The 17,524-nt window shown below is 69.3% G+C and carries 17 protein-coding genes and 1 tRNA gene; 11 read left to right on the top strand and 7 right to left on the bottom strand.

The window, feature by feature from the left end; translation table 11 throughout:
- The first annotated feature begins 3 nt into the window (after nt 1-3).
- From fdhF to ACO1BU_RS15575, 4 genes are all read left to right on the top strand, one after another.
- The gene (gene fdhF / locus ACO1BU_RS15590; protein ID WP_424136885.1) at nt 4-2,847 is read left to right on the top strand and encodes a formate dehydrogenase subunit alpha; all 2,844 of its coding nucleotides are present in this window, start codon (nt 4-6) and stop codon (nt 2,845-2,847) included.
- The gene (fdhD, locus tag ACO1BU_RS15585; RefSeq protein WP_424136884.1) at nt 2,828-3,646 is read left to right on the top strand and encodes a formate dehydrogenase accessory sulfurtransferase FdhD; all 819 of its coding nucleotides are present in this window, start codon (nt 2,828-2,830) and stop codon (nt 3,644-3,646) included. The genes fdhF and fdhD overlap by 20 nt, the downstream gene beginning before the upstream one ends.
- The gene (locus ACO1BU_RS15580) at nt 3,643-3,924 is read left to right on the top strand and encodes a formate dehydrogenase subunit delta (protein ID WP_424136883.1); all 282 of its coding nucleotides are present in this window, start codon (nt 3,643-3,645) and stop codon (nt 3,922-3,924) included. Before fdhD ends, ACO1BU_RS15580 begins: the two co-directional genes overlap by 4 nt.
- A gap of 118 nt (nt 3,925-4,042) precedes the next feature.
- Entirely contained in the window at nt 4,043-4,753 is a 711-nt protein-coding gene (locus tag ACO1BU_RS15575; RefSeq protein WP_424136882.1) for a metal-dependent hydrolase, read from the top strand.
- Between the two features lie 78 nt (nt 4,754-4,831).
- On the opposite strand, the gene ACO1BU_RS15570 is transcribed toward ACO1BU_RS15575, so the two are convergent.
- A complete protein-coding gene (locus ACO1BU_RS15570; RefSeq protein ID WP_424136881.1) occupies nt 4,832-5,161 on the bottom strand; it encodes a YnfA family protein in 330 nt (109 codons plus the stop codon).
- A gap of 46 nt (nt 5,162-5,207) precedes the next feature.
- Here ACO1BU_RS15570 and ACO1BU_RS15565 point away from each other — a divergent pair, with 46 nt between their 5' ends.
- Both ACO1BU_RS15565 and ACO1BU_RS15560 read left to right on the top strand, forming a co-directional pair.
- On the top strand, nt 5,208-5,909 hold the full coding sequence (locus ACO1BU_RS15565; protein ID WP_424136880.1) for an ATP12 family chaperone protein: 702 nt from the start codon (nt 5,208-5,210) through the stop codon (nt 5,907-5,909).
- Nucleotides 5,906-6,181 (top strand): acylphosphatase, encoded by a 276-nt coding sequence (locus ACO1BU_RS15560; RefSeq protein WP_424136879.1) that lies wholly within the window; start codon nt 5,906-5,908, stop codon nt 6,179-6,181. The genes ACO1BU_RS15565 and ACO1BU_RS15560 overlap by 4 nt, the downstream gene beginning before the upstream one ends.
- A gap of 16 nt (nt 6,182-6,197) precedes the next feature.
- Here ACO1BU_RS15560 and mtgA read toward each other — a convergent pair whose 3' ends face one another.
- On the bottom strand, nt 6,198-6,878 hold the full coding sequence (gene mtgA, locus ACO1BU_RS15555) for a monofunctional biosynthetic peptidoglycan transglycosylase (RefSeq protein WP_424136878.1): 681 nt from the start codon (nt 6,876-6,878) through the stop codon (nt 6,198-6,200).
- A 304-nt stretch (nt 6,879-7,182) separates the two neighbouring features.
- Between mtgA and ACO1BU_RS15550 the strand changes: the two genes are divergently transcribed.
- Nucleotides 7,183-8,553, top strand: a complete 1,371-nt coding sequence (locus tag ACO1BU_RS15550) for a DEAD/DEAH box helicase (protein WP_424136877.1) — start codon at nt 7,183-7,185, stop codon at nt 8,551-8,553.
- Nucleotides 8,554-8,609: 56 nt separating this feature from the next.
- Here ACO1BU_RS15550 and ACO1BU_RS15545 read toward each other — a convergent pair whose 3' ends face one another.
- The 3 genes from ACO1BU_RS15545 to lipB all read right to left on the bottom strand — a co-directional run bounded on the left by ACO1BU_RS15545 (nt 8,610) and on the right by lipB (nt 11,496).
- Nucleotides 8,610-8,765 carry a hypothetical protein gene (locus ACO1BU_RS15545; protein WP_424136876.1) on the bottom strand — a complete coding sequence of 52 codons (156 nt, stop codon included), beginning with the start codon at nt 8,763-8,765 and terminating at the stop codon, nt 8,610-8,612.
- Between the two features lie 143 nt (nt 8,766-8,908).
- Nucleotides 8,909-10,654 (bottom strand): cation:proton antiporter domain-containing protein, encoded by a 1,746-nt coding sequence (locus ACO1BU_RS15540; protein ID WP_424136875.1) that lies wholly within the window; start codon nt 10,652-10,654, stop codon nt 8,909-8,911.
- A gap of 170 nt (nt 10,655-10,824) precedes the next feature.
- Nucleotides 10,825-11,496, bottom strand: a complete 672-nt coding sequence (gene lipB, locus ACO1BU_RS15535; protein ID WP_424136874.1) for a lipoyl(octanoyl) transferase LipB — start codon at nt 11,494-11,496, stop codon at nt 10,825-10,827.
- A 47-nt stretch (nt 11,497-11,543) separates the two neighbouring features.
- Between lipB and ACO1BU_RS15530 the strand changes: the two genes are divergently transcribed.
- Nucleotides 11,544-11,629, top strand: a tRNA-Leu gene (locus ACO1BU_RS15530).
- A gap of 93 nt (nt 11,630-11,722) precedes the next feature.
- On the opposite strand, the gene ACO1BU_RS15525 is transcribed toward ACO1BU_RS15530, so the two are convergent.
- Nucleotides 11,723-11,923 carry a hypothetical protein gene (locus ACO1BU_RS15525; RefSeq protein ID WP_424136873.1) on the bottom strand — a complete coding sequence of 67 codons (201 nt, stop codon included), beginning with the start codon at nt 11,921-11,923 and terminating at the stop codon, nt 11,723-11,725.
- 95 nt (nt 11,924-12,018) lie between these two features.
- Between ACO1BU_RS15525 and ACO1BU_RS15520 the strand changes: the two genes are divergently transcribed.
- Entirely contained in the window at nt 12,019-14,283 is a 2,265-nt protein-coding gene (locus tag ACO1BU_RS15520) for an NADP-dependent malic enzyme (RefSeq protein ID WP_424136872.1), read from the top strand.
- 31 nt (nt 14,284-14,314) lie between these two features.
- Here the strand turns inward: ACO1BU_RS15520 and ACO1BU_RS15515 are convergent, their stop codons facing one another.
- Complete coding sequence (locus ACO1BU_RS15515) at nt 14,315-15,988, bottom strand: hypothetical protein (RefSeq protein ID WP_424136871.1); 1,674 nt, start codon at nt 15,986-15,988, stop codon at nt 14,315-14,317.
- 114 nt (nt 15,989-16,102) lie between these two features.
- Between ACO1BU_RS15515 and ACO1BU_RS15510 the strand changes: the two genes are divergently transcribed.
- A complete protein-coding gene (locus ACO1BU_RS15510) occupies nt 16,103-16,792 on the top strand; it encodes a vWA domain-containing protein (RefSeq protein WP_424136870.1) in 690 nt (229 codons plus the stop codon).
- Nucleotides 16,789-17,457: a J domain-containing protein gene (locus ACO1BU_RS15505; protein WP_424136869.1), complete on the top strand. Its 669-nt coding sequence runs from the start codon at nt 16,789-16,791 to the stop codon at nt 17,455-17,457. The genes ACO1BU_RS15510 and ACO1BU_RS15505 overlap by 4 nt, the downstream gene beginning before the upstream one ends.
- Nucleotides 17,458-17,524 lie beyond the last annotated feature (67 nt).

Below are 17,524 nucleotides of genomic sequence, written 5' to 3'. Positions count from 1 at the left end.
CCAATGGCCCTGATCCAGGAAACCGATTACGGCACGCCGATCCGGCTGGCCAAGGACACCGTCACCCTCACCGTCGACGGGCATGCGGTGGCGGTGCCGCGCGGCACCTCCGTGATGGCGGCGGCGATGACGCTGGGGACGAAGATCCCGAAGCTCTGCGCGACGGACAGCCTGGAACCCTTCGGCTCCTGCCGCCTCTGCCTCGTGCAGATCGAAGGGCGGCGGGGCTTTCCGGCCTCCTGCACCACCCCAGCCGAGGATGGGATGGTGGTGCACACCCAGAACGACGCCATCGCCAAGCGGCGGCGCGGGGTGATGGAGCTGTATATCTCCGACCATCCGCTGGACTGCCTGACCTGCTCGGCCAATGGCGACTGCGAGTTGCAGGAGATGGCGGGCGCGGTCGGGCTGCGGGAGGTGCGCTACGGCTATGATGGCGCGAACCACCTTGATGCGCCGAAGGATGAGAGTAACCCGTATTTCACCTTCGAGGCCTCGAAGTGCATCGCCTGCTCGCGCTGCATCCGGGCCTGCGAGGAGGTGCAGGGCACCTTCGCGCTGACCATGGAGGGGCGCGGCTTCGGTTCGAAGGTCTCGCCGGGCGGGACGGATTTCATGTCCTCCGAATGCGTGTCCTGCGGCGCTTGCGTGCAGGCCTGCCCGACGGCGACGCTGAATGAGAAGTCGGTGATCGCGGCGGGCACGCCGGAGCATTCGGTGGTGACGACCTGCGCCTATTGCGGCGTGGGCTGCTCCTTCAAGGCGGAGATGAAGGGCGACCAGCTCGTCCGTATGGTGCCCTACAAGGATGGCAAGGCGAATGAGGGCCATTCCTGCGTGAAGGGGCGCTTCGCCTTCGGCTACGCCACGCACAAGGACCGCATCACGAAGCCGATGATCCGTGCGCGGATCACCGATCCCTGGCGCGAGGTGTCCTGGGAACAGGCGATCAGCCACGCGGCCTCCGAGTTGCGGCGGATCCAGGCGAAGTATGGGCAGGATGCGATCGGGGGCATCACATCCTCCCGCTGCACCAATGAGGAGACCTTCCTCGTCCAGAAGATGATCCGCGGCGCCTTCGGCAACAACAATGTCGATACCTGCGCGCGGGTCTGCCACTCCCCCACGGGCTACGGGCTGAAGACGACACTGGGGACCTCGGCGGGGACGCAGGATTTCGCCTCGGTGGACCATGCCGATGTGATCCTGGTGATCGGCGCCAATCCCACGGATGCGCATCCGGTCTTCGGTAGCCGCATGAAGAAGCGGCTGCGGGCGGGGGCGCGGCTGATCGTGGCCGATCCCCGCCGGATCGATCTGGTGAAGTCGCCGCATATCAGGACGGAGCATCACCTCCAGCTTCTGCCGGGCACCAACGTCGCGCTGGTGAATGCGCTGGCCCATGTAGTGGTAACGGAAGGGCTGGTCGCCGAGGATTATGTGCGCGAGCGTTGCGACCTAGCGGAGTTCGAGAGCTGGGCTCGCTTCATCGCGCAGGAGAAGAACTCTCCGGAGGCGGTGGAGCCGATCACGGGCGTGCCGGCGGACCGCGTGCGCGCGGCGGCACGGCTCTATGCCACGGGCGGGGCGGCGGCGATCTATTACGGGCTGGGCGTGACGGAGCACAGCCAGGGCTCCACCACCGTGATGGCCATGGCCAATCTGGCGATGGCCACGGGGAATATTGGCAAGCTTGGCGCCGGCGTGAACCCCCTGCGCGGGCAGAACAACGTGCAGGGAGCCTGCGACATGGGCTCCTTCCCGCATGAGTTCTCCGGTTATCGCCATGTGTCGGACGACGCGACGCGGGAGATGTTCGAGGCAACCTGGGGCGTGCCGCTGTCCTCGGAGCCGGGCCTTCGCATCCCGAACATGCTGGACCAGGCCGTGGGCGGCCGGTTCAAGGGCATCTACATCCAGGGCGAGGACATCGCGCAGTCCGATCCCGACATCAAGCATGTCACGGCCGGGCTGGCGGCGATGGAATGCGTCATCGTGCAGGACCTGTTCCTGAACGAGACGGCCAAATATGCCCATGTTTTCCTGCCGGGATCCTCCTTCCTGGAAAAGGATGGAACCTTCACCAATGCGGAGCGGCGCATCAACCGCGTGCGCAGGGTGATGGCGCCGCTGGGCGGCATGGCGGATTGGGAAGTGACGATGGCGCTGTCCAACGCGCTGGGCTTCCCGATGGAATACCGCCATCCCTCCGAGATCATGGACGAGATCGCGCGGCTGACGCCCAGTTTCGCCGGCGTGTCCTATGCCAAGCTGGAAGCGGTGGGCTCGGTGCAGTGGCCCTGCAACGAGGCGGCGCCGCTGGGCACGCCCATGATGCATGTGGACCGCTTCGTGCGCGGCAAGGGCCGGTTCATGATCACGGAATTCGTGCCCACGGATGAGCGCACCGGCGCGCGCTTCCCGCTGATCCTGACCACCGGGCGCATCCTCTCCCAGTACAATGTCGGCGCGCAGACCCGGCGCACCGAGAACAGCCGCTGGCATGAGGAGGACGTGCTGGAGATCCATCCCTTCGATGCCGAGCATCGCGGGATCCGGGATGGGGAGCTGGTGGCGCTGGAGAGCCGGTCCGGCGAGATCGCTCTTCGCGCCGTGATCAGCGAGCGGATGCAGCCGGGCGTGGTTTACACCACCTTCCACCACGCGAAGACGGGCGCGAATGTGGTGACGACGGATTACTCGGACTGGGCGACGAACTGCCCGGAATACAAGGTGACGGCGGTGCAGGTGCGGCGGACGAACCAGCCCTCGGCCTGGCAGGAGGAGTTCGCCCTGGGCGAGGCCAACCTCAAGCGGATCGCGGCGGATGTCCCTGCCGCCGAGTAGCCGCCCTGCCCCCGCGCTGGTCGTGGCGGCCGATGGGGAGATCCGCCCGACCACGCGCGCGGTGCCGGAGGAAGTGCCGGTCAGCCTCGTCTATTCCACCGTGCCTTTCGCGGTGATGATGCTGACGCCCTCGGATCTTGAGGATTTCGCCTACGGGTTCAGCCTGACCGAGGGGATCATCACGGACGCCTCGGGCATTCGGGAAGTTCAGGTGGAGGAGGACCCGCGCGGGCTGCGCCTCGCGATCCGGCTGGCGCCCACGGCCTTGACCGCGCATCTGGCGCGGCGGCGCTCGATTGCCGGGCGCACGGGCTGTGGGCTCTGCGGGATCGAGGAGCTGGACCAGATGCCGCAGGGCCTGCGGCCCGAGGGAGCGGCACCGGCCATCGACGTGCCGGCCATCCGGCGCGCCCTGGCGGCGCTGGAGGAATCACAGCCTTTGAATGATGAGACGCGCGCCGTGCATGCGGCGGCCTTCGCACGGGCTGACGGCAGCCTTCATGCGGTGCGCGAGGATGTCGGGCGGCACAACGCGCTGGACAAGCTGGCCGGCGCGCTGATGCGCGATGGCATCAGGGCGGCGGAAGGCTTCGTCATCGTGACCAGCCGCTGTTCCTTTGAGCTGGTGGAGAAGGCGGCCTCGATCGGCGCGCGCACCCTGGTGGCGATATCCGCACCCACGGCGCTGGCGCTGGAGCGGGCGCGGGCGCTGGACATGAATCTGGTGGCCGTGGCGCGACGCGACACGGTCGCGGTGTTCCACGGCATGGACCGCGTGCGGGAGAGAACACCGATATGACGGGTGACGAGAAGCTGGTCCGCATGGCGAACCAGATCGCGGATTTCTTCCGTGCCTATCCGCCGGAGGAAGCGCGGGCGGGGATCGCCGACCATATCGCCTCTTTCTGGACCCGTGTGATGCGGGAGGGGCTTGAGGCCCGGATCGCGGCGGGCGGCCAGGGGCTTGATCCCCTGGTTCTGGGCGCCTTCGGCGGCGCGCCGCAAGGGGAAAGCCCGGTCGAACGGGAAACCGCCGGCCCGGACGAAGTCGGCCAGATGACAAGCGACGCGGGCTAAGGGCACCTGCCCTTCCCGGAGTTTTGCGCCGGGGCTTCTGGCCGCCTGCTGCCACCCTCGCTACACCATTGCCGTCCATTGGGCGTGCCCGCAGGGCACGCCTGGCGAGGAGGAAGGCATGAAGATCACTTGGTTCGGGCACTCGGCCTATCGGTTTGAGATCGGCGGCGCGGTGGTGCTGGTCGATCCCTTCCTGACGGGGAACTCCACCTTCAAGGGCACGGTCGAGGAAGCCTCGAAGGGCTGCACCCATATCGTGCTGACGCATGGGCATGGCGACCATATCGGCGACACGGTGGCGATCGCGAAGGCGACTGGCGCGAAGGTCGTCTCGAACGCCGAGATCTGCGGTTATCTCAAGGGCAAGGGCGTCGAGAAGGTCGACATGATGAACACTGGCGGTACGACCGACCAGGGCGAGTTCACGGTGTCGCTGACGATCGCCTTCCATTCCTCCTCCACGCCGGACGAGAACGGCGTGATCATGGATCTCGGCCTGCCGAATGGGGTGGTGCTGACGCCGAAGAACGGGAAGGATCCGGTCGTCTACCACATGGGCGACACCGACGTGTTCTCCGACATGGCGCTGGTCGCGGAGTTGTACGAGCCGAAGGTGGCGATCGTGCCGGTGGGCGACCGCTTCACCATGGGCGCGAAGGGCGCGGCGCTGGCGATGAAGCGGTTCCTGCCGGATGTGCCGGTGGTGCTGCCCTGCCACTTCGGGACCTTCCCGATCATCGACAAGTCGGCCGATGCCTTCATCCAGGCAATGGGCGACCAGGCCGGCCGGGTCCGCGTGCCGGCGATCGGCGAAGCCTTCGAGATCTGAACAGGACGGGACTTCGGAGAGGGAGGAAGCTTTCTCTCCTCCCCGGACCCGGGCGGGAAGAAGAAATGGATGCCCGGCCTAGCGGCCGGCGCCCCCGCCCCACAGGATCACCCCCGCGCCCAGCAGGCAGAGCGCAGTACCACCCAGGTCCCAGGCATCGGGCGCTCGCCCTTCCACCGCCCAGAGCCAGACCAGGGACGCCGCGACATAGACACCGCCATAGGCCGCATAGGCCCGTCCGGCCGCCGAGCTTTCCACCAGGGTCAGGAGCCAGGCGAAGAGGGCCAGGGAAGCCAGGCCGGGCAGCAGCGCCCAGACGGGCCAGCCCAGCCGTCGCCAGCCCCAGAAGGCGAAGCATCCTCCAATCTCGGCCAGCGCCGCGGCGGCGTAGATCATTACCGAACCCATGGGGCGCAACTTGCCATGTCCCCCCCCGCGCCCCCAATTCCCGGCCATGAAGAGATTCTGGGATCAGGCCGCCGTCCAGCAGATGGAGGCCGGCTGGGGCATCGCCCTGGATGGACGCCCGCTGCGGCTGCCGGGCGGCACCACGCTGCACCTGCCAAGTCTGCCCCTGGCCGAGGCTGTCGCAGCCGAGTGGGACGCGGCCGGCGGCGCCAAGGGTAGAGAGATGACAATGGAGGAGGTGCCCCTCACCCGGCTGGTGGGCACCGCCGTGGACCGCATCGCGCCCGACCCGGCGCCGAGCGCCGCTGCCATCGCCGAATACGGGGAGAGCGACCTGCTCTGCTACCGTGCCGAGGATCGCAGGCTGGCCGCGCTGCAGGCGGAGAACTGGCAGCCGATCCTGGACTGGGCGGCCCTGCAATATGACGCGCCCCTGCGGATCACCACCGGCATCGTCCATGTGGCGCAACCGCCGGACTCGCTGCGCGCCCTGCACGCTGCGGTGGCGGCCCATTCGCCCTTTGGCCTTTCGGCGCTCGGCATCGCGGTGCCGGCGATGGGCAGCCTGGTCCTGGGGCTCGCCCTCTCGGCCGGGCGGGTGGATGCGGCGGAGGCGCACCGGCTGGCCGCGCTGGACGAGACTTACCAGGAATCCTTCTGGGGTGCGGATGCCGAGGCGCTGGAGCGCCGGGCCCGCATCGCCGCCGACATCGCCCTGGCCGCGCGGCTGCTGGAGCTGTCCCGGTGAAGGCCCGGCTCCTGCGCATCGAGGGTCGGGTGCAGGGCGTGGGCTATCGCGACTGGCTGGTGCGGGAGGCGACGGCCGCCGGGCTGAGCGGCTGGGTGCGGAACCGCGCCGACGGCTCGGTGGAGGCGCTGCTGGCCGGGGAGGAGTCGGCGGTGGGCGCCGTGCTGCTCGCCGCCCGGCGCGGCCCGTTGGCGGCCCGGGTGGACCGCATCCAGGAGAGCTTCGCCGCCCTGCCGGATGAGCCGGGCTTCCAGCGAAAGCCGACCCTCTGAACGGCGGCCCGGCCTTTCACGAGGCCGGTCGCGCGCAGTCCAGCAACGAGCCGAGCTGTCCCATGCGTCGCTCAATAAGCCCGGCCCGCCGCAGGACATACTCCGACGGTCGCGCGGGGGACCAGTGCAGCGGGCTTGGCAGCACCGCCGCCAGCCGGGCCGCCTCGCGCCGCGTAAGCGCCGCGGCCGGCTTGCCGAAGAAGGCGCGGGCGGCGGCCTCGGCACCATAGATGCCCGGGCCGAACTCCACGATGTTCAGATAGACCTCCAGCACCCGGTCCTTCGGCCAGAGCAGGGCGACCTGCGGGGTCAGCCAGGCCTCGATCAGCTTCCGCACCGGATCGCGGCCGGGCCAGAGCAGCAGGTTCTTGGCGGTCTGCATGGTGATGGTGCTGGCGCCGCGCGGGCGATCCCCGTCCATCCAGGCATCGACCTCACCCCGGAGCGCCTTGAAGTCGAAGCCCAGGGCCTGCTCGCAGAAAAGGTTGTCCTCTCCGGCGATCACGGCCTGCGGCAGGGCAGACGCCATGGCTCCGAGCGGTACCCAGTCCTTCCGCAGCCCCTCTCCCTGCACCAGGCGGATGAGCATCAGCGGCGTGACAGGTGGGGGCAGGACGCGGAAGACCAGGATGAGGGCCAGCGGCCCTACGAGCAGGATCAGGGCGGCCCAGGCGAGCCAGCGGCGCCAACGGCTCACGATACCTAGCCTGGAAAGGGGTGCCGGCCCATGCCCCCTCGTGGCCGCCGAGCCGCCCTGCGTCAAGCGCGGCCGTCCATGCCCACTGGGATCTTGCGCCGCAACACGGCTTGCCCCATCTTCATCCCGTGCCCGGCGATCTGCCGAGGCCACGTCCCGGCCGCGTGAGACGGCCGCCTCGCGCAATGATGCGCGCGGCCCTGACCGGGGCGTTCAGACCTTCCGATACCTGGATGCGACCGGACACGCGGGGCGCCTCCACCCGCCTTGGCAGCCCCGGCATGGGCCGCCCCGATTGGAATCCATGACACAGTTCAATGAGCTCGGCCTCGCGGCGCCCCTTCTGCGTGCGCTTGAGGAAGAGGGCTACACCACCCCTACCCCCATCCAGGCCCAGGCCATCCCGGCCGCCCTGCAGGGCCGCGACGTGCTGGGCATCGCCCAGACCGGCACCGGCAAGACCGCGGCCTTCGCGCTGCCCCTGCTGAACCGCCTGGCGATTGACCCGAAGCGCGCCGCGCCCTTCACCTGCCGCGCCCTGATCCTCTCCCCGACCCGCGAGCTTGCCTCGCAGATCCATGAGAGCATCCGGGCCTATGGCCGCCACATCCGCCCGAGCACCGCGCTGGTCTTCGGCGGCGTGCCGGAAAACCCGCAGAAGCGGGCCATGGCGAAGGGCGTGGACGTGCTGATCGCCACCCCCGGCCGCCTGATGGACCTGCTGAACCAGCGCGCCATGAAGCTGGACGGCATCGAGGTCTTCGTCCTCGACGAGGCCGACCAGATGCTGGACCGCGGCTTCTGGCCGTCGATCCGCCGCGTGGCCGGCATGCTGCCCCGCACGAAGCACACGATGTTCTTCTCCGCCACCATGCCGGAAGACATCGCCAAGCTCGCAAAGGAACTGCTGCCTGACCCCGTGCGCGTGGAGGTGACGCCCGTTGCCACCACGGCGGAGCGGGTGAACCAGCGCGTCATCCACACCCGCGCCGACGGCAAGCGCGCCATTCTGGCCGATCTGCTGCGTGGCGAGGGCGTGGGCCGGGCCCTGGTCTTCAGCCGCACCAAGCACGGCGCCGACCGCATCGTGAAGCAGCTGGAGCAGGACGGCCTCGCCGCCGGTGCCATCCATGGCAACAAGAGCCAGGGCCAGCGCGAGCGGGCGCTGGATGCCTTCAAGAAGGGCACGGCCCCGATCCTGGTGGCGACCGACATCGCCGCCCGCGGCATTGATGTGGATGGCGTGACCCACGTCATCCAGTACGACCTGCCGGAGGTGCCGGAGACCTATGTGCACCGCATCGGCCGCACGGCCCGTGCCGGCGCCTCGGGTGAGGCGGTGGCGCTGGTGGCGCCGGACGAGGTTGCGCTGCTCCGCGCAGTGGAGCGGCTGACCCGCCAGCAGGTGCCGGCTGAGGGCGATATCCCGACCGGCCCCGTGCCGCGCCGGCCGAACCGTCAGCAGCAGCAGCGTCCGCCGCGGCGCGACGACCAGCGCGGCCAGCAGGGCCGTGGCGGTCCGCAGCGCGACGGGCAGCGCCCGGCTCAGGGGCGGCCGGGCGGTGGCCAGCCCGGGCGTTCCGGCGGGCAGAGCCAGCGTCGGCCGGAGATGGCCGGTGGCGAACGCAAGGACCGCAGCTGGCGGGAAGGCGACTTCCGCGACAGCGGCCGCTAATCCGCCAGGGCGGATGCTGAAAAGACGAAGGGCGCCCCTCGGGGCGCCCTTTCCTTTTATGGGCCTGTGGCCGGGCCGGTCACCACGGCGTTCACCTCTGCGCGCAGTCCTGCGTCACGGGTGATTCCCCCGGCAGAAGCGGGGGCGACGCCGGCAGCGGTGATCCAGCTGGCGGCAAGAAGGGCGAAAGCGCCTGAGGTCCGGCAGCTCATGGAATAGGCTCCTTTCCAACATCGGGCCGGCGAGGCTTCGCCGGCTCCGATGCGCGAGAAGCTGGAGCCGCCATGATGGAGGCTCCGCAGGCGCGACTCTGAAGGATCTTTCAGAATCGGGCTGATCGGGACGGTGAGGAATGTCAGCCGTTCCCGTTCTCCAGCATGCGGCGGGCAACCTCGCGCTCGCTCATGATGATCCGGGTCGCGCCGAGTCGTTCCAGATACTCCACTGCCTCGTCCGAATGGGCGCGGGCGGTGATCTCCAGCGTGGCGTTCAGCGCACGGGCCTGCTCAACGACTTGCCCGGCCTCGAAGGTTTCGGGGACCGTTATGAAGAGACGGCGCGCGGCGGGCAGGTTTGCCGTCGCCAGGACCTCGGGATCGGCGGCGTTGCCGAGCACAACCGGCAACCCCTCCGTCCGGGCGGTGCCCACGATGCGCTCCGCATCCTCGAAGACCAACACCGGGCGCCCGGCGTCCCGTAACCCGCGAGCGACGATGGAGCCGACGCGGCCGTAGCCGATCACCACGTCGTGGTCCTGCATTGCCGGAACTTCGACCAGTTCGGCATCAGCCGGGTCCGCAGGCTTCGCCGGCTGGGCAGGCAGCGCGGTCGGCACGACGGCCGGGACCACCGCCACGGCGGGTGCGGCCAGATCGGGGGCCGGGTGCGGGTTGGGCGCGGCAGCGCGTGCCGGCAGGGCAGTGCGCCGTCTCTCCACCAGAATAAAGAGGAAGGGATTGACCAGGATGGAGAGGATGGCTCCAGCCAGGATCAGGTCTCGTCCCTCCGGCGGCAGCAGGCCCAGGCTTCCGCCGAGCCCGGCCAGGATAAAGGAGAATTCGCCGATCTGCGCCAAGCTGGCCGAGATGGTCAGCGCGGTGCCCGTGGGATGGCCGAAAGCCTTCACAATGAAGAAGGCAGCCGCCGACTTGCCGATGACAATGATCGCCAGCACCGCCAGCACCGCGAAGGGCGCGGTGATGAGAATATGCGGGTTGAACAGCATCCCCACGGAAACGAAAAACAGCACGGCGAAGGCATCGCGCAGCGGCAGCGCCTCCTCAGCCGCGCGCTGGGAGAGCTGGCTTTCTCCCATCACCATGCCCGCGAAGAAGGCGCCAAGGGCGAAGGACACGCCGAACAGTTCCGCCGCACCGAAGGCGACGCCGAGGGCGATCGCGTAGACCGCCAGCCGGAACAGTTCGCGCGAGCCCGTATGGGCGGCGTGGTGCATCACCCAGGGGATGATGCGCCGCCCAGCCACCAGCATCAGCACGATGAAGGCCGCAACCTTGCCGAGAGTAATGGCGAGGGTGACCGCGAGCTCGCCAAAGGACAGGCCGACGCCCCCCTTCAGCGCGGGCGCAATCGCCGGCAGCAGCACGAGGGCGAGGACCATCGCCAAGTCCTCGACGATGAGCCATCCGATAGCGATGCGGCCACGCTCCGTCTCCGCAATGCGGCGTTCCTGAAGGGACCGGATCAGCACGACGGTCGAGGCAACGGAGAGCGAGAGTCCGAAGACCAGGCCGCCGCCGATTCCCCAGTTGAACAGCCAGCCAAGCCCCATGCCCATCAGGGTGGCCACGATAATCTGCCCGACCGCGCCGGGCAGCGCGATGGAACGGACCGCCATCAGGTCCTTCAGCGAGAAATGCAGGCCGACGGCGAACATCAGCAGGATGACGCCGATCTCGGCGAGCTGGTTCGCCAGTTCCTGGTCCGCGACGAAGCCGGGCGTGAAGGGCCCGACCGCGACGCCGGCCAGGAGATAACCGACCAGCGGCGAGACCCGCAGCCGGTTAGCCGCTATTCCGAAGATGAAGGCGAGGAGCAGGCCAAGAGCGATGGTGGCGATGAGCGGGGTGTGGTGATCCGGCAATGTTTCGTCCTGTGCGGTTGGAGGAGCCCGCACAGGATACGCACTGGATGCCTTCCGCACCACCGACAAGACCGTGACAGCCCGGAGTTTTTCTCGCCTTTCCGTTCTGTTTCAGGATTTTGCAAGCGCCAGCCCTGGTCAGAACCGGAAAGCGGTAGTGGCGTCTGCCACTAGCTCCCAAAAACCTCCGTCCAGGCAGCCATGAGCGCGGAATCCGCCTCTTCCATCGTCGCGAGGATGCCCAGCGCGTGCAGGCTGGTCACGCCATGTTCGCTGATGCCGCAAGGCACGATGCCCCCGAAATGCGAAAGATCCGGCTCCACATTCAGCGCGATGCCGTGCCAGGACACCCAGCGGGAGACGCGGACGCCAATGGCGCCGATTTTGGCCTCTGTGCCGTTGGTCCGGTCCGCCACCCAGATGCCGACACGGCCCTCCCGCCGCTCGCCACGGATGTTGAAGCGGTCCAGGGCCCGGATCATCCATTCCTCCAGCCCATGGACATAGGCGCGCACGTCCCGGGCGGGAACGGTGCCGTGGGGGCGGGTGAGGTCCAGCATCACATAGGCGGTGCGCTGGCCGGGCCCGTGATAGGTCCACTGGCCGCCGCGCCCGGCCTGATAGGTCGGAAAGCGAGGGTCCAGCAGCGCATCGGACCGGGCGGAAGTGCCGGCTGTGTAGCTGGGCGGGTGTTCCACAAGCCAGACCGCCTCCCCGGCCGTGCCGGCGCGGATGCCGGCCACGCGGGCCTCCATTGCCGCCAGTGCCTCAGGCACCGTGACGCGTGTGTCGGAAATCAGCCATTGGGGGCCGTCGGCCCCGGTTGCCGCCGCCGCGCTCATCGGTTATACGCCCGGCCGCGGAGCAGCCGATGGGCTGCTTCCCGCCTGCGGTCATGGCGGAATGGTAGACGCGCCAGCTTGAGGTGCTGGTGGGGGCAACCCCGTGGAAGTTCGAATCTTCTTGACCGCACCATCTTCTCTCTAAAGCACCCCGGGCACCTCGCCCGGCCTCTGCCGCGCGATGTAGCGCGCCGGCGCCTCAGGGCACAGACCGGCCGGAAGCAGATCAGCCCATTGGTTCTGGCGCTTCGCTGTCCGGATTCCGGTTGACCATGCCCGTGCCATTACAGGCCAGGCAGGGCTTGCCCATCAGCTCCCCCTTCCCCTGGCATTCCGGGCAGACGACCTCCTCCGTGCCCGGCGTCCCTGCCGGGGCCTGATCCCCGGGCCGCGGCTCGCCCCCGGGATCATCCGATGGTCCTGCCATCACCACCTCCGTCGTTTGCTGGTATGCGGCCAACGCCGCGCGAAGGGGCGGGTTCCCCGCTGGCGCCGCCGCCTCCGCAGGGCCATAACGACCCTATGGACGAGGATTTCCGCAAAGCCGCTCTGGACTATCACCGGCTTCCGAGGCCCGGGAAGCTCAGCATCGAGCCGACCAAGCGTATGGCGACCCAGCGTGACCTGGGCCTAGCCTATTCTCCCGGCGTCGCGGCGGCCTGCATGGAGATCGCGGCCGATCCGAAGACAGCCTATGACTACACGGCCCGCGGCAACTTGGTCGCGGTCATCACCAATGGCACGGCCGTGCTTGGGCTCGGTGCCATCGGCGCCCTGGCCTCCAAGCCGGTGATGGAAGGCAAGGCGGTCCTCTTCAAGAAGTTCGCCAATATCGACTCCATCGATATCGAGGTCGATGAGCGCGACCCCGACAAGTTCGTCGAGGCCGTTTCGGTGCTGGAGCCAAGCTTCGGCGCCATCAACCTCGAGGACATCAAGGCGCCGGAATGCTTCGAGATCGAGCGCGCCTTGCGCGCCCGCATGAAGATTCCGGTCTTCCATGACGACCAGCACGGGACCGCCATCATCGTGGCGGCCGCCGTGCGGAACGGGCTGCTGCTGCAGGGCAAGCCCATCGAGCAGGCGAAGATCGTCACCTCGGGCGCCGGCGCGGCCGCGCTGGCCTGCCTCGACCTGCTGGTCGCGATGGGCGCGAAGCGCGAGAACATCACCGTCTGCGACATCGAGGGCGTGGTCTATGAGGGCCGCGAGGTCCTGATGGACCCCTACAAGTCGCGTTACGCCCGCGCCACCAATGCCCGGACGCTCGCGGACGCGCTGCCGAATGCGGATGTTTTCCTCGGCCTTTCCGCGCCGCGCGTGCTGAAGGCGGAATGGCTGCCGAGCATGGCGGAGAAGCCGCTGATCCTGGCCCTGGCCAATCCCGAGCCGGAGATCCTGCCCGAGGCCGTGCGTGCCGCGCGGCCTGACGCGATCGTGGCCACGGGCCGGTCGGATTACCCGAACCAGGTCAACAATGTCCTCTGCTTCCCCTTCATCTTCCGCGGTGCGCTGGATGCGGGCGCGACCACGATCAACGAGGAAATGAAGGTCGCCTGCGTGGAGGCCATTGCCCGCTTGGCCCGGGCGGAGGCGAGCGAGGTGGTGGTGGCGGCCTATGGCGGCCACGCCCCGATCTTCGGGCCGGACTACATCATCCCCAAGCCCTTCGATCCCCGCCTGATCCTGGAAATTGCGCCGGCCGTGGCGCGCGCCGCCATGGATTCCGGGGTAGCCACGCGACCCATCGAGGACTTCGCCGCCTATAAGCGCGAGCTGGAGCGCTTCGTCTTCCGCTCCGGCGACCTGATGCGGCCCGTTTTTGCCGCCGCCCGGGGCGCCGCCCGCCGCATCGCCTATGGCGAAGGCGAGGACGAGCGCACGCTGCGCGCCGTGCAGACCGTGCTCGACGAGGGCATCGCCGACCCCGTCATTATTGGCCGCCGCGAGGTGATCGCCCAGAAGGTTCGCGCCATGGGCCTGCGGATGGACCTGGAAAGCAGTGTCACCGTGGTCGATCCCTCCGCCGATTTCGAGGTCCTCGCTCCTCTTCTCGCCCTCTACCAGGGGAAGGTCGGCCGTCGCGGCATGCCGCCCGATGCCGCCGCCCGCGCGCTGCGCACCCGCCCCACGGTCGCGGCCACCCTGCTGCTGGAAACCGGCCAGGTGGATGCCGCCATCGTGGGCGGCACGGGCGAGTGGATGAATCAGTGGCATCTCGCCTTCGACATCGTGGGCAAGCGCCCTGACGCGGGGCGTGTCTATGCGATGACAGGCGTGATCCTTCCCGCTGGCACCCTGTTCTTCGTGGACACCCACCTGCTGGTGGACCCCACGGAGGAGCAGATCGCGGAGATGACCACCCTGGCCGCCGAGCAGGTGCGCGCCTTTGGCGTGACCCCACGCGTGGCGCTGCTCTCCCACTCCTCCTTCGGTGCCTCCGACGCTCCCTCCGCCCGCAAGATGCGCCGCGCGCTGAAGCTTATCCAGGAACGCGATCCTTCCCTGGAGGTGGATGGCGAGATGCATGCCGATGCCGCGCTGGAACCCGCCATCCGCGACCGCGCGGTGCCCGATGGGCGCCTCACCGGGTCGGCAAACCTGCTGGTCTTCCCCAATCTCGATTCGGCCAACATCGCCTACAACCTGCTGAAGGCGGCGGCTGACGGCCTCCAGCTCGGTCCGATCCTACTGGGCATGAACAAGCCCGTGCATGTCATGGTGCCCAGCACCACGGCCCGGGGCATCGTAAATATGTCGGCCATCGCCGCCACACAGACCGGCTGACCAGCCACGCGCTGGGGGCCAGGACGGGCCCTCAGCGCGGTGGGATGGCAGTCACGGTGAGGTTCAGGATCCGTACGGCCTGCTCGGGCGGCATCCCCACGATGCCTGCTAGTTCGAGCATCGGCACGGGCTTGGGCGGCCGAAGGCTGATCTCAATCGTGCCGGGGTCACGCGCGAAGCTCGCCAGGGCCTCGCGGATCGGCCGCAGGGCCGCGACTTCTTTGCCCGCATTCGCCCCAGGCACAGGGGTACGCAGTACCATCTGGGCATAGCGCTCGCGGAGTTGCGCCTCCGGCACCTGCTCCCGCGCCGCCTGCCGCGCGAGCAGCGCTCCGACCAGGCCCTCCTCGGTGTAGCGGATGGTAAATCCGGCGACCGACCACCGGCTGATCACCGCCAGGGGATCGTCGTTTGCGGCGGAGGGCTGGCCGGGCGCGGGCGCCTCGAAGCCCCGCACATCCATGCTGAGGCCCAGGCTGGCCATGCCTGTGGCCTGGATGGTGAAGGGATCAGTCACCAGCCGCTGCTCCTCGCTGTTCAGGCGCGTCTGGACGCCGATCCGGGCGAGGATGGCCTTGAAACCAAGATTGGCGAGCCAGTCCCCGCCATATCCGGCCGGCAGGTCCACCGCGAGGCCATCCAGGGCGAGAGAGCCCAGCGCCACAGGCGTTCCGGCCCCTTCCCAGCTATTGCGCAGGCGGAGGGAGCCCAGGCGAAGCAGCGGCGCCCCGTTCTGCGAGACAGCCAAGCCCTCCATCTCGCCTGCCTGCTCCTGGCCGGGGGCGGCCTGGGGCGGGTTCAGGTCATGGGCGATGGCATAGGCCGTGTCGCGCGCAGCGATCCCGGAGAGGGCCAACCGGCCAAGTTCCGCCGTGAAGGGGCCGGTGTCCGGCGTATCGCCCGAAACCGACAATCCTTCGGCAGCCAGGCTGGCGATCTGACCCTTCCGCCAGTTGCCGAGATGCGCGCGGCCCAGGCGCGCCCGGCCGTTCTGCTTCTCGACAGTTACCTCCGCGCCTTCCAGCACGGCGTCATCAGCGGCCAGGGCCCAGGGGTCAAAGCGCTGGCCGATCCGCGGAAACTCGGCGCCGGCCAGGCGGGCACGGCCGAGCAGGATGCGGGTCGCGCCATTATGCCGGTTGTGCCGGTCATCGAGGCGAAGGCCCTCTATCACCACCTCCCGCGCCCGGCCGGGCGCGTAGCCGGACAGGGTAAGGCGGCCGAGATCGGCATCGCCGCGGCCCTGGACCTCCGCGCGCAGCCCTTCGGCCACGGCCTGCTCCACCGCCACTGCGGGCCAATCTACCGCGGGGCCGGAGCCGGCCGCTGGCACGGCCAGGGCGTTCAGCGTGACCCGGCCCGCCGTCACCACAGCAGTTCCGGAAGGGCCCCGTGCCACCGCCTCGATCCGCAGGCCATCGAGACTGGCCTGGCCAATGCGGTCCTCCCGCACATCCCCGAGCACCGCCTCCTGCACTGTCAGCCGGCTGGAGCCCTGCCGGATGGTGAGGCCCTGGAACCGGGCCGTGCCGGTTACCGGGTCCACGCTGCGGCCGCGCCACTCCACCGCGCCGTCCGGGCCAAGTCCGGCACGCAGCCGGGCGATGGCCGCGTCGAGCTGACGCTCCGCCTCGGCCTGGGCGAGAGCGCCAAGGGCCACCGGAACGGCGATGCAGCTGGCGAGCAGGAGGGCACGGCGACGCATGGTGTTTCGTTATTTCCCGGGAACACTGACAGGCTAGGGCTGGTGACAGCGATGCGCCACTCAAGCCCTCGCCATCGGTTTCGCCGGGCGGGTTGCCGCCCCATACTCTTTTGCATGGCCAAGCCGCCGGTTCCCGCCCCACCCCGCAGCGCTGTCGCTGCCTTCCTGCAACGCGCGTCCTCGGTGCCCGCCCTGCGCGCGGCCCCCTCCCCCGCCCGGCTGATCTTCGCGGTCGACGCCACGGCCAGCCGCCAGCCAACCTGGGATCGCGCCTGCCACCTGCAGGCGGAGATGTTCGCGGCCACCCCGGGGCGGCTGATGGTGAGCCTCTGCTTCTATCGGGGACATGGGGAGTTCATGGCCTCCCCTTTCGTCGCGAACCCCAAGGCACTGGCCGCCGAGATGACCGGGGTGGCTTGCCGGGGCGGGCAGACGCAGATCCTACGGCTCCTGCGCCATGCCGAGGCGGAGGCGACACGGGAGCGGCTGCACGCCCTGGTCTTCGTCGGTGACGCAGCCGAGGAGGAACCGGAACCGATCTGGCGCGCCGCGTCCCGGCTGGGCGCACGGGGCGTGCCCGCCTTCGTGTTCCAGGAGGGCGACGACCCCGGAGCGACCCCGGTGCTGCGCGGAATCGCGAAGCAATCGGGCGGAGCCTGGGCACCTTTCGATCATCGCAGCCCCGGCACCCTCGCCGCCCTGCTGCGGGGGGCCGCCGCCTATGCGACCGGTGGGCGGGAGGCCCTGGCCCGGCTGCCAGGGGCCGAGGCACTGCTGGCCCAGCTTCCCGGCCCTTCCCGATGATCTGGCTGGCAGCCGGGGCGCTGATCCTAGTGCTGGTGGTCGGAATACTCCGCGCCTTCAGTTCGGCCAGCGTGGCGCAGGTGAAATGGTTCGCGGCCGTGCTGGCGGGGGCGGTCGGGCTGGTCCTCCTGGTCGTGCTGCTCCTCGCCGGGCGTGGGGGGCAGCTCGTCTGGGCGCTGGCGCTGTTCGGCCCCCTGGCCTGGCGCTGGTGGAAGGCGCGGCGGGCGCCCGCCCGCTTCGGCCCTGCGCCGGCGGATATGGTGGAAACGGCCATGCTCTCCATGCAGATGGATCCAGCCTCCGGCACTCTGTCCGGCCGGGTTCTGCGCGGGCGGCAGGCCGGGCGAGACTTGTCCGATCTGGATCTGATGGCCCTGCGCGCCCTGCTGGCCGAAGCCGGGACGGATGATCCAGAAAGCGTTCCGCTGCTGGAAGCGTGGCTGGACCGCACCCATCCGGGCTGGCGGGAGGCGGGCCAGGCCGCCCCGGCCGAGGCACCCGACCGGGCGGAGGCGCTGGCCATCCTCGGCCTGACGGAGGATGCAACCGAGGAGGAGATCCGGGCGGCGCATGCGCGGCTGATGCGGGCCGCTCATCCGGATGCGGGCGGGTCGGACTGGCTGGCGGCCCGGTTGAACGCCGCGCGGGACGTGCTGCTGCGCTGATCACGCATCCGACATTTCCAGCGACGTTCCCAATTAAGGGCCGGCGTGGCACATCTACCAAGAACCA

The sequence above is a fragment of the Roseomonas chloroacetimidivorans genome (assembly GCF_049629625.1).
In the GTDB taxonomy this organism is placed as follows: Bacteria; Pseudomonadota; Alphaproteobacteria; order Acetobacterales; family Acetobacteraceae; genus Roseomonas; species Roseomonas chloroacetimidivorans.
The sequence above is the reverse complement of the archived record's forward strand: the minus strand, read 5'-3'. Positions and strand labels throughout refer to the sequence as shown.